Below are 11,592 nucleotides of genomic sequence, written 5' to 3' on the forward strand. Positions count from 1 at the left end.
CGAGACCGGAGCGACGAAGGGGGCTGCCGTGAGCTATATCAAGGGGTACGACCCGCAGACCCTGCGCGAGATCGTCGACCCGCACCAGTGCAAGGAGCGGCTGGACGAACTGGGCGATCAGCGGAGCCTGCCGGCCCTGCTCGAACGCGTGTGGCTGCTGAAGGTGCTCGGCAAGCTCGAGGACGCCCTGGTGATCTCGGAGCAGTCCGTGCGCGTCGCGCGGATGGGCGGCACGCGCAAAGACCTGCTGCGGGCACGGATCCTCCACGCGAGCGTGCTGCAGTTCCGCGGCGCCTACGCGGCCGCGCACCAGGAGCTGACGACGTGCGCCGAGGAGGCCGACGGGCAGGGCTGGGCGGCGCTGGCGGCGTTCGCGCTGCAGCACCGCGGCAAGGTGAGCTACGACGCCGGCGACTACGCCGACGCCCGCGCCGACTTCAAGCGCGCACTGTTCCTGCGCCAGGAGGCCGGCGCTCCCGAGGACCAGCTCGAGTCGACGCTGCTCGCGATCGAGGCCGCCGACCGGCGGCGCTCGGCCGTCGCCAGCTGAGTGTCGGAGGCCCGACGTACAGTGCCGGTATGACCGGACAGCGACGCGATGTCTGACCTGCAGTGGGTGCGCCATGAGGCGGAGGCCCTCATTGCGACGCACCTGGATGCCTCGTGGTCGTTCGCCTTCGACAACGCCAAGCGCCGCGCGGGGGCGTGCGACTATACGCGCAAGCGACTGACGGTGTCGCGATACCTGTCCGCGCGATATGACGACGCGACCAACCGGCAGACGCTGCTGCACGAGGTCGCGCACGCGCTCGCCGGGTCGCGCGCGGGCCACGGTCCGGCATGGAAGCGGACGGCGCGCTCCCTCGGCTACACGGGCGGCACCACCCACCACGGTGAGACGGCGACCGAGCTCGCGCCCTGGGTGGGCGTGTGCCCGGCCGGGCACGTCGCGTACCGGCATCGGCGGGTGACGCGTCCGACGTCGTGCGCGAAGTGCTCGCGCACCTTCGACGAGCGGTTCCTGTTCCGCTGGACGCGGCGCGACATCACGCCCGCGACGCGCTTGGCCGCGATGACGCCGCGCGGGGAGTAGGCGGGCGGGGGCTCGTTCGGGTGGCAGTTGGGGTGGGCCCGCCGGGTTGAAGGACACCACAAGTGCCATCCCAACCACCCGGCCGCGCCGCGGCATCCCTTCGCGTGGCAGTTGTGGTGGGCCCGCCGGGTTGAAGGGCACCACAAGTGCCACCCCAACCACCCGGGTGCGGGGCGGCATCCCTTCACATGGCAGTCGTGGCGAGCCCGCGGGGTGAGTGCCCACCACAACTGCCATCCCAACCACCCGGGTGCGGGGCGGCATCCCTTCACATGGCAGTCGTGGTGACCCCGCTCGCGCGCCGGCCACCACAAGTGACAGGCGACGCGAACCGGCCCGGCCTATCGGCCGCGCGCGAGCGCGCGCATCGTCCCGGCGGTCACGTCGCCGAGCTCACGCCACAGACCGTAGGCGTCGTCGTATCGGCCGACCCACGCGGGGTCGGGGTCGATCACGTCGCCCTCGAGCACCAGTGCGAGCGGCTCGTCCCACGCGGCGTACGCGCCGACGCCCACCCCACCCGCGAACGCCGCGCCGAGGGATGCCCCGGGGTGATCGCGGATCGTGCGCAGCGGCACGCCGAGCACGCTCGCATGGATCCGCTTCCACAGATACGAGGTCGCCCCACCGTTCGTCACCGTCGCGTGGTCCAGCGCGACCCCGCGCGAGCGCAGCACCTCGGCGTTGTGCCGGAAGCCGAAGGCGATCCCCTCGAGGGCCGCCCGATACACGTCGGCGGCCCCGTGACCGAGGTGCAGCCCCGCGATGACCCCGCGCAGGTCGGGATCATTGCGCGGACTCTTCTCACCCAGGAAGTACGGCAGGCACAAGATCTCGGCCGCGGGACGCATCGCCGCCTCGTCGTCCATCGCGGCGAGATCATCGATACGCAGCATCTGCTGCACCCACCGCACGAGACTGCCGCTGGTCGCCATGCATCCGTTCGGCAGCCACAGTCCGTCAACAGGATGCGCGTCGAGGAAGAACCGCGCATCGGTGACGGCCTCGCGGCTGACCGCCAGGATGTCACCCGCCCCGCCGAGCTTGACGAGCCAGTCACCGGGCTCCCGCAGCCCCGCCGTGTACGCGGACAGCACATGATCGGCGCCTCCCACGACGAGCGGGATGCCGGCGGCAAGCCCGACGCGCTCCGCGAGATCGCCGCGCAGCCGCCCGACGACCTCCCCCGACCGACGCCCCGGAACGAGCCGGTCGGCGAGCCCGGGAACGGCCTCGGCTGCCGGCGCGAACACGTCCCCCGAGAGGTCGAACAGCCCCGACTCGAGCGCCCAGTTTGCCTCGACGTGGGGCTCGGCACCGAGCGCCATCAGCAGCCAGTCGTACGACCCGACGACGTGGCGTGTGCGGCTCCAGGCATCCGACTCGTGCCGTTCCAGCCACAGGACCTTCGGCGCGACCGACTGCTGCGACGGCACCGAGCCCGTCACCGCGAGAGGGTCCGCACCCGCGCTCGAAAGCCGCCCGGTCAGCGCCTCCACTTCCCCCGTCGCCCGCGCGTCGTTCTGCAGAATCGCCGCGCGCACGGGCGCACCGGCCGCATCGACGGCGACGATCGCCGGCACCATGCCGGTTGTCGCGATCGCTGCGACGGCCCGCCCGGCGATGGCCGAAGCGAGCTCGAGCAGCGCCGACTCGACGTTTGCGAACCACTGCGCGGGGTCGGCCTCGGCCCATCCCGCGTGCGGCGACGACAGCCGATTCGCCCGCGTCGCCTGCGCAATCTGCCCTCGGCCGGGGTCGACGACGACCACCTTGACACCGGTCGTGCCGATGTCGATGCCGATCAACAGTCCGTCAGTCATGCCGCGCTCGCTCGGGGGTCAGCGCCGGGCGGCGTCGACGAATCGCCGAGCCCGATCGGGGTCCACGCGGTTCCACGTGTGCCCGTCGACCTTCAGCGACGACCCGACGATACAGCCGTCGGCGATCGTGAGCATCTCGGCGATCGTCTCGGCGCGCGCTCCCGTGTTGAGGATCACCGGCACCTCGGAGTCGACGGCGTCGACAGCCTCACGCACTTCGCGCAGCACCGCGGTGTCGGGGCCGGCACCCGCCATCGGGCCGGAGACGAGGATGCCGTCGGCCAGTGACGACACGACCGTCGACTTGGCGATCTGCGCGAACGACCGCGTGCCGATCGGCGAGGCGAACTCGGGGGAGATGTTCATCAGGATTGCGATGTCCCCGGCATCCAACCGGCGGCGCTCGCGGAGGGTCGCCGCGGCATCCGTGTTCCACAGCCCCATGTCCGACTCCCACACGCCACTGACGACCTCACGCAGGAAGGAGGCGCCCGTCGCAACGGCCGTCGCGAGCGCGATGCGCGGGTCCCACAGGAAGTCGACGCCGAACGGAATCGCCGCAGGCCGGCACTCGGTGACGACACGCGCCATGACGGCGGATGCCTCGGGTCCCGCGTGCAGCTCGTACGGGCGGTCGTTCTCGTTGCAGAACATCACGGCGTCGAAGCCCGCCTCGACGAGCACGTCGACGTCACGCTGCACGTGCTCGACGAGCGCGTCGACGCCGCCGGCCGCGTCATAGAGCGGCGTTCCGGGGAGAGCGGGCACGTGGGCCATCGCCACGAGCGGGCGAGCCGTGTTCGGAAAAATGGCGCGAAAAAGAGAGGTCATGATGCTCCAGTAGTGTCGATGAGGGGAAAGGGGGCCGCGCAGCCCGCGGCGGGGCGAGGGTCAGGGCGAGGCGGATGCCGACGAGACGAGCACGACCTCGGCTCCCGCCGTCTGCACGTCGAGGACCGTCGGATGGTCGGCCGACGCGTCGGTCACGAGCACGTCGACCGCCTCGAGCGGCGCGATGTTGACGAGGTGGACGCGGCCGAGCTTCGCCTGGTCGGCGCCGACGATGAGTCGTCGGGCGGCCGAGACGGCGGCGCGCTTCACCGCTGCTTCCTGCGGGTGGTACTCGGTCAGCCCGCGCTCGGCGTCGACGCCCGCGACTCCCGCGACATAGACGTCGCAGTTGTACCCGGCGATCAGCCGTTCGGCGTCGGGTCCGATGAGGCTCAGTTCCCCCGGACGCACGATGCCGCCCGCGAGGATCACGGTCGTGTCGGGCTCGTCGGCGAGCGTCGTCGCGACGGTCAGCGACGGCGTGATGACGGTCAGCCCCAGGCCGCGCCCGCAGATTGCGCGGGCGACCGAGGCGACGGTCGAACCACTGTCGAGGATCACGGTCTCCCCCGGCGAGAGCCGTTCGGCGATCGCGACGGCGATGTGCATCTTCGAGTCGACCGCGTGGCCCGCGCGCGAGCCGTACGACGGCTCGAACGCCGTGCCGGGCAGCGCGATCGCACCACCGGAGACCCGCCGGACGATGCCGGCGCTCTGCAGCACCTCGATGTCACGCCGAATCGTCATCTCGCTGACGCCGAATTCGCGCGCGAGATCGGCGAACTGCACCTCTCCGTGGTCTGTGACGCGCTCCTCGATGATCGCGCGACGCTCAAACACGTCCATGTTGCTCCCCCGTCGCCGCCGCCATCCGCGATATCAGGATGTCGTAGTCCCGCTGCTGCTGCGCGATCGCGGCGTCGACGTCGAGCGTCAGGACGCGACGGTCGCGCATGATCCACGACCCTCCGACGAGCGAGGACGAGACGGAGGCGCCGCTCGTGCCGTAGACGAGCGCCGCCTCGAGCGACTGCGCTCCGCGCGGACCGCGGCCCACCTCGGCGAGGGGAATCGCGATCAGATCGGCGATGGCGCCGGCTTGCAGCATCCCGTCTCCCTCCGCACCACCGAGCGCGCGGTGCCCGTTCACCGTCGCTATGCCGAGGATCTCGGCGGGGGTCACCTCGTTCGGCACCTGCGAGGTGAAGGCGGCGAGCTTGCCGAGAGTGCGCATCTCTTCAAAGAGGTCGACGCCCGTGTTGTTGCACACGTTGTCGGAACCGAGCGAGACGTTCACGCCCGCATCGAGCGCGGCACGGACAGGTGCCGCGGGGACACCCGACTGCATCGCGACCGACGGGATGACCGCGATCGACGCGCGCGTGCCGGCCAACAGCGGCAGCTCGTCGACGGGCACCGTGTTGCAGTGCGCGAGGATCGTCGGCACCTCGAGCATGCCCATCGCGACGAGCTGCTCGAGGCCGCTCGTGCCGGTGTGCTCGCGGCACCAGTCGTCTTCTTCTGACGACGTGGAGAAATGCACGTGCAGGCCGGCGCCGAGGCGCGTGGCGGCCTCCAGCTCGGCCGCCATGGCTTCGGGCGTGTTGTCGACGAAGTAGGCGTGCGGGCCGAGCCATCCCCGGACGATGTCGGACGCGCCCTGCATCGACTCGGCGAACGCCGTCGCCGCGGCGAGCTCGCGTGCCCGCGCGGCGTCGTCCCCGAGCTCGACGATGCCCCAAGCCAGTGCCGCGCGCAGCCCCGATTGAATGACGACGGGCGCGATGCGGTCAGCGTAGAAGTACTGATCGGCGAAGGCCGTGATGCCGTGCCGGATGAAGTCGGCGCAGCTGACCGCGACGGATGCCGGGACGAGCTCGGGCGTCAGGTGCGCCTCGCGTGTGCGCAGCACCGCGAGGAAGCCCTCCATCGTGAGGAGCGAGTGCCCCTCGGCGACGCCGCGCATGAGCGACATCGGGGTGTGCGCGTGGGTGTTGACAAGGCCCGGCATGACAAGGCTCGGCCCCAGGTCGACGACATCGGGGCCGGCCGGGCGTGGCCCGGTCAGCGCCGAGACGGCGACAATGCGACCCGCGTCGAGCTCGATGACGCCGGGCTCGAACACGTCGCCCGTTCCCGTCCACACGATGTCTGCGACGATCAGTCGGGGGCTCTCGGGGGTGGTCATGCGGCATCCTTTCCACCGGCCATGATGCGGCCGATCCGTTCACGGTCGACGTCGGCCCGTGCGAACGGGCCGATCAGCTCGCCCCGATACATCACCGCGATGCGGTGCGACAGAGCGAGAACCTCGTCGAGTTCCGTTGACACCAGCAGCACACCGGAGCCCTCCGCACACGCCGCGAGCAGCGAGCGGTGGACGAACTCGATCGAGCCGACGTCGAGGCCACGCGTGGGTTGGTTCGCGAGAACGACCGCGGGTTCGCCGGCGAGCTCGCGGCCGATGACGATCTTCTGCAGATTGCCGCCGGAGAGCGAGGCGACGGCACGCGCGGGGGCGGCGCCGCGCACTTCGTAGTCGGCGATGACCTGCTGCGCGAACGCCCGGCGGGCCTTGCGCGCGATGACGCCGAGCCTGCTGAACCGACGCGAGCGGAAGGCCGTCGCGACGACGTTCTCCTCGAGGGTCGCGGTGAGATTGAGGCCCACGGTCATGCGATCGGCGGCGATGTGGGCGAGCCCCGCCTCGCGGATGCGGGCGGGCCTGCGCCCGGCGACGGGCACGCCTCGGACGTCGACGGCGCCGGCGTCGAGGGGCAGGAGCCCCGCGATCGCCTCGATGAGCTCGTCCTGGCCGTTGCCGCTGACGCCCGCGATGCCGAGGATCTCGCCACCGCGGATCTCGAACTGCACGCCGTCGGCGTCCTCAGGGGTCGCCGCGTGGCGCAGCCCCGTGACGCCGAGCACGGTGGCGCGCAGCGGCAGGACGGGCGGCTCGGTCTGCTGGGCGACGTCGCGACCCACCATGAGGCGAGCGAGTTCGGCATCGTCTGCCTCGCCGCGCCGGAGTGTCGCGACGACGCGACCGCGTCGCATGACGACGATGCGGTCGGCGACCGCCTGCACCTCGGGGAGCTTGTGCGAGATGAACAGGACCGATCGGCCTCCCGCGGCGAGCCGACGGATGAGGCCTGTCAGCTCCTCCGCCTCACCCGGCGTGAGAACGGCGGTCGGCTCGTCGAAGATGAGGGTCTGCGCGTCGGCGGCGAGCGCCTTGAGGATCTCAACCCGCTGCTGCGCACCGATCGACAGGGTGTCGACGCGCCGCGTCGGGTCGATCCGGAGGCCGCTCTCGGCGGCGAGCTGTGCGACGCGCTCCCGGGCGCGCTTGTCGTCGTACAGACCGAGCCGCGCGGGCTCGCGTCCGAGCAGCACGTTCTGGGCGACGGTGAAGCTCGGCACGAGTTCGAAGTGCTGATGCACCATGCCGAGGCCCGCCGCGATGGCATCCTGCGGATCACCGATCGTGCGCGGCTCGCCCTCGATGAGGATCTCTCCGGCATCCGGATTATGCACCCCGAACAGCAGGTTCATGAGGGTGCTCTTGCCCGTGCCGTTCTCGCCGATGATGGCGACGACCTCACCGGGCCAGACCTCGAACGACACGTCGGCGACAGCGAGCACGCCGGAGGAGGCGAAGTACTTGCGGAGCCCCCGCGTCTCAAGCCGCGGAACGCGCGTCGAGGTCTGGTCCATGGTGATGTCCTTGTGGTGCTGGGTCAGCTGCCGAGGCCGAGGGCCACGCAGTCGGCACTGGTCGGGTCGTTCAGCGCGTCGCAGACCGTGAGGTCGCCCGCGAGGATCTGCTCCTTGAGTCCGTCGACCAGGGTCTGGATCTCGGGCAGCTGCGCGACCATGTCGGCGGGACCGTTGTCGGCGAAGACGGTCGAGCCGTCATCCCACGAGAGTCCGCTGACGCCGTCGGACATGCCGGCCGCGACGAAGCCCGACTGGAAGTTCCCGTCCATGGCCGCCTTGATGAGGTTGAACGTCGTCATGTCGACGCGCTTCATGACCGATGTGATGACGGTGCCGGGGGCATCGCCGTCCTGGTTCGAGTCGACGCCGATCGCGTAGGCGCCCTGCTCGGTCGCGGCCGTGAACACACCTTGACCGGACAGACCCGCGACGGCGTAGACGATGTCGTTGCCGGCCTGATAGAGCGCGAGTGCGGCCTCCTGCCCGACGGACGGATCGGAGTACTCGTTGTTGAGGTAGCTCGGCGTGACGACACAGTCGGGGCACGCGGCGAGGACGCCCTGCTTGTATCCGTAGAAGAACTGGTTGATGCCGGGGTTGTCGCCGCCGAGCACTGCGCCGACCTTCTTCGTCGTCGTGAGCGAGCCGGCGACATAGCCGCCGAGGAAGCTCGAGTCGTTGACGTTGATCGAGTAGGCCTGCACGTTGTCCGGCAGCTCGTCGACGTAGATATCACTCGGCACGCCGAACAGCTGGTCGGGGTTCTCGTTCGCGACGGCGAGCAGCGAGTCAGGGTCGAGGCCCGGCGCGAGGATGATGTCGGGGTGCGTCGCAACCGTCGAGCGCAGGACGGCCTCCTGCTGCGAGACCGATTCAGCCTCGACGACGCGGCCCGTCACGCCGAGCTCCTGCTCGGCGAGCTTCGCGCCCGCGATCGACGAGTCGATGTAGCCGCCGTCGCCGGCAGCGCCGGGAGTCACGAGGGCGTAGGTGAAGGTCGCGTCATCGGTGCTCGTCGCGGCGGTGGACTCGCCGGCGCAGCCGGCGAGGGCCAGCACACCGGTGAGAGCGAGGGCGGCGGCGGCCGCCATTCGGGTTCGGGTCATCGGTTCTCTCCTTGAGTGGATGTGGAAGTTGGAGCAGGGTGGGGCGTCTTTCGGCGGAGGGACAGGCGCGAGCTGCGTACCCACAGGCGCGTCACCTGCCCGCGGGATTTGGCGCGCAGTCCGACCAGGACGAGAGCGACGAACGCCGCGCCCTGGGGGATGAACTGCGTGAGGTTGGCGGGTACGTCGAATTGCTGCAGGCGGATGCTGGCGGCGCTGGCCAGTCCGAAGATGCCCGCCGCAGGAATCAGGAAGGCCGGCCTGTTGAGGGCGAGCAGGGCCGCCGTGATGCCGATCCAGCCGCGCTCGGCGCTCATGTTGCGGGTGAACAGACCGAGGTCACCGATCGACAGGTAGGCGCCACCGAGCCCGGCGATCGCGCCGGCAGCGATGAGCGTGAGCACCTGTGTGCGTCCGACCTTGAGTCCCGCGCTCGCGGCGGCGCCGGGTGCCTCGCCGACGGCGAGCAGGTGCCGGCCGGGCCGGGTGCGGAACCAGATCGCGATGAGCGCCACGAGGATGTACGCGAGGTACACCAGCCAGTTGAGTCGCGAGAGCAGGTTGCCGACGAACGGCAGGTCGCTGAGCAGAGGGATCACGATCGCGGGCACCGTGTCGACGTCGGGCTTGTAGGTGCCGACGCCGCCGAGGAACGACCGCATGAAAAAGACGGTCGATTGCAGCACCAGGATGTTCAGACCGATCGCGAGCACGACGAGGTCGACGCCGAACAGGTGCGCCATCGCCATGATCGCGCCGATGACTGCTCCCGCCGCCGCGGCCGCGAGGACGCCGACGAACGTGTTGCCGGTCGTCGCGGCCACGAGGATGCCCACGAAGGCGCCCATGAGCACCTTCGACTCGATCGCGAGGTTCAGCACGCCCGCGCGCGCCGAGAGCATCGACGCGATCGCGGCGAACAGGATCGGGGTCGTGAGCCGGATGCCGGAGTTCAGGAAGTCGGCGAAGAAGATCATGAGGCGGGTGCTCCGATTCGGCGGGGCGGCTCCGCGGCATCCATCACACGATTCGCCCGACGTCGCTCACGTGCCCGCTCGATGCGGGTGAGCAGCGGCGCCTGCACCGCGACGAGCACGATCATGAGGGCGAGCACCGTCGAGCCGATCTCACGCGGGACGCCGAGCATGATCTGCAGTCCGTTGACGGCTCCGACCGTGACCCCCGCGTAGAGGATGCCGACGATGCCGGCGCCGATCGCGGTCGTGCCACCGAGGATCGCGGCGGTCAGGCCCGTGAGGCCGGTGCCGTCGCTGAACCCCTCGACGACGCGGTAGTTCGCGCCGAGCACCTGGATGCCGCCGCCGATGCCGGCGAGCGCGCCGCCGATGAGACCCGCGCGCAACACGCTCGACGACGCCGACATGCCCGCGTATCGCGCGAACAGGGTCGCCTCGCCGCTCATCCGCTGCTCGTAGCCGCGCGTCGTGCGGCTCATGTAGAACCACACCGCGACGCATGCGATGACCGCGAGCACGAAGCCGACGCCGACCTTCGTGGAGGTGTCAAAGAGCGCCAGGCGCGCGGTCGGCAGGATCGACGGGGTGTAGCCGACGGTCGACGCCTCCGCGCGGAGCGGGTAGTTCACGAGGAAGTCGAGCAGGAGCCCCGCCATCGCGTTGAGGACAATCGTGATGATGAGCTCGTTGACGCCGAGGTAGACCTTGAGGATGGCGGGGATCACGCCCCACAGCGCGCCGATGATCGCCGCGGCTGCGAGGCACAGGACGGGGTGCACGCCGGCCGGTGCGGGGATCGCGAAGCCGACGACGGCCGCGGCGAGGCCGCCGAGCGCGTACTGGCCTTCCTGCCCGATGCTGAACAGACCGCTGCGCAGGCTCACGACGGCGCCCAGCGCACAGAAGATGATGGGGCCCGCGAGGCTCAGCGTGCCGCCGAGGTTGCAGTAGGCGGGGTCGCAGCTGAATCCGGCCTGGATCACGGTGCCAGCGGCCTCCCACGGCGAGACGCCGAGGGAGGAGATCAGGAGTCCGCCGATGGCGAGCGCGAGCACGACCGCGATGGCCGGCAGCGCCAAGCGCCACGCGTTGCGCTGCACACTCTCTCGCATCTGCTGGTCCTCGTTCTGCGCCGTCTGAGCCGAAGGTTTCGGCGGTGGCTTTCGGCGTGGTTCGAGGATGCCGGGGGCGTGTTACGAATTCACATGGGTGATGTTTCCCTGGTGTTACGAATTCACATGGATGGGGTGGGGCGGCATCCCTTCACGTGGCAGTCGTGGTGAGCCCGCGGGGTTGAAGGGCACCACAAGTGCCACCCCGGCGGGAGTCAGGCTGCGACGAAGGCGCCGGCGCGGAGGACCGGGACGGCGGCGACGGCATCCAGTTGCGCGGCGTGCAGGGTCTCGTCGCGCAGGTCGCGGGCGAGGAGCTCCTGTCCCGACCCGCTCGAGGTCAGCAGGTGCCGGGTCGCGCGTGCCAAGCCCCGGTGAGCCTCGCACGCGGCGGCCGCCTCGGGCGACGTGTGGTCCAGCCCCAGCGCGCCGATCGCGTCGATGACGGCACCCGCGCCGAGCAGATCCTCGACAGCGAAGCGCAGCGGTGCGCCGGGCTCGCGGCCCGTGAGCTCGCCCGCCGCGATGACCGCAACGCTCGTCCGCGCCGCGCGGCGGGTCTGCTCGGCGAGCACCTCGCGAGCGACGGCGGCCGCGTTGCGCAGGCATCCGAGCAGGACGACGGGGCTGTGCGCGGCGGCCGCGGCGTGCGCCGCGACGCGGGCACCGTTGAGCGACACGGCATGCGCCGCGGCATCCAGCGGCACCGTCTCGCCCTCAGCAACCCGGTCGGTCACCGTGGAGCTGAACCGCAGCACATCGACCACGACGACGATGTCGGATGCCGCGAGCCGGTCGAGCCCGTCGACTCCCCACTCGAAGCGGATCTGATAGCGGGACTGGTCGAACGGCGTGCTCACCGCTCCAGCGTAGGCGGCGGCGCCGCGCGCCGACGCCGCCGCAGCCCCGCCCCGCGCGCCGCCGGCGCGC

11 protein-coding genes are annotated in these 11,592 nt (G+C 70.8%); 2 read left to right on the forward strand and 9 right to left on the reverse strand.

From position 1 onward, the window contains the following. Positions 1–28: 28 nt before the first annotated feature. Positions 29–550 (forward strand): hypothetical protein, encoded by a 522-nt coding sequence (locus ACPYN4_RS12165; protein ID WP_239281439.1) that lies wholly within the window; start codon positions 29–31, stop codon positions 548–550. Between the two features lie 48 nt (positions 551–598). Further along, complete coding sequence (locus ACPYN4_RS12170; RefSeq protein WP_287272207.1) at positions 599–1,093, forward strand: SprT-like domain-containing protein; 495 nt, start codon at positions 599–601, stop codon at positions 1,091–1,093. 341 nt (positions 1,094–1,434) lie between these two features. Here ACPYN4_RS12170 and ACPYN4_RS12175 read toward each other — a convergent pair whose 3' ends face one another. From ACPYN4_RS12175 to ACPYN4_RS12215, 9 genes are all read right to left on the reverse strand, one after another. After that, positions 1,435–2,916, reverse strand: coding sequence for an FGGY-family carbohydrate kinase (locus ACPYN4_RS12175; protein ID WP_239281440.1), 1,482 nt, complete (start codon positions 2,914–2,916; stop codon positions 1,435–1,437). An 18-nt stretch (positions 2,917–2,934) separates the two neighbouring features. Then, a complete protein-coding gene (locus ACPYN4_RS12180) occupies positions 2,935–3,747 on the reverse strand; it encodes a BtpA/SgcQ family protein (protein ID WP_239281441.1) in 813 nt (270 codons plus the stop codon). Between the two features lie 60 nt (positions 3,748–3,807). Then, a complete protein-coding gene (locus tag ACPYN4_RS12185; RefSeq protein ID WP_239281442.1) occupies positions 3,808–4,593 on the reverse strand; it encodes a DeoR/GlpR family DNA-binding transcription regulator in 786 nt (261 codons plus the stop codon). Continuing rightward, positions 4,580–5,935 (reverse strand): amidohydrolase family protein, encoded by a 1,356-nt coding sequence (locus tag ACPYN4_RS12190; protein ID WP_287271558.1) that lies wholly within the window; start codon positions 5,933–5,935, stop codon positions 4,580–4,582. Before ACPYN4_RS12190 ends, ACPYN4_RS12185 begins: the two co-directional genes overlap by 14 nt. After that, positions 5,932–7,464: an ABC transporter ATP-binding protein gene (locus ACPYN4_RS12195; protein ID WP_287271560.1), complete on the reverse strand. Its 1,533-nt coding sequence runs from the start codon at positions 7,462–7,464 to the stop codon at positions 5,932–5,934. Before ACPYN4_RS12195 ends, ACPYN4_RS12190 begins: the two co-directional genes overlap by 4 nt. A gap of 23 nt (positions 7,465–7,487) precedes the next feature. Further along, positions 7,488–8,573, reverse strand: coding sequence for a BMP family ABC transporter substrate-binding protein (locus tag ACPYN4_RS12200; protein ID WP_287271562.1), 1,086 nt, complete (start codon positions 8,571–8,573; stop codon positions 7,488–7,490). Then, positions 8,570–9,550: an ABC transporter permease gene (locus ACPYN4_RS12205; RefSeq protein ID WP_287271564.1), complete on the reverse strand. Its 981-nt coding sequence runs from the start codon at positions 9,548–9,550 to the stop codon at positions 8,570–8,572. The genes ACPYN4_RS12200 and ACPYN4_RS12205 overlap by 4 nt, the downstream gene beginning before the upstream one ends. After that, the gene (locus tag ACPYN4_RS12210) at positions 9,547–10,662 is read right to left on the reverse strand and encodes an ABC transporter permease (RefSeq protein WP_239281449.1); all 1,116 of its coding nucleotides are present in this window, start codon (positions 10,660–10,662) and stop codon (positions 9,547–9,549) included. The genes ACPYN4_RS12205 and ACPYN4_RS12210 overlap by 4 nt, the downstream gene beginning before the upstream one ends. 215 nt (positions 10,663–10,877) lie before the next feature. Then, on the reverse strand, positions 10,878–11,522 hold the full coding sequence (locus ACPYN4_RS12215; protein WP_239281451.1) for a 2-phosphosulfolactate phosphatase: 645 nt from the start codon (positions 11,520–11,522) through the stop codon (positions 10,878–10,880). Positions 11,523–11,592 lie beyond the last annotated feature (70 nt).

Origin of the sequence: Microbacterium sp. CH-015, from assembly GCF_049707015.1 — a bacterium.
GTDB classification, from domain to species: domain Bacteria; phylum Actinomycetota; class Actinomycetes; order Actinomycetales; family Microbacteriaceae; genus Microbacterium; species Microbacterium aurum.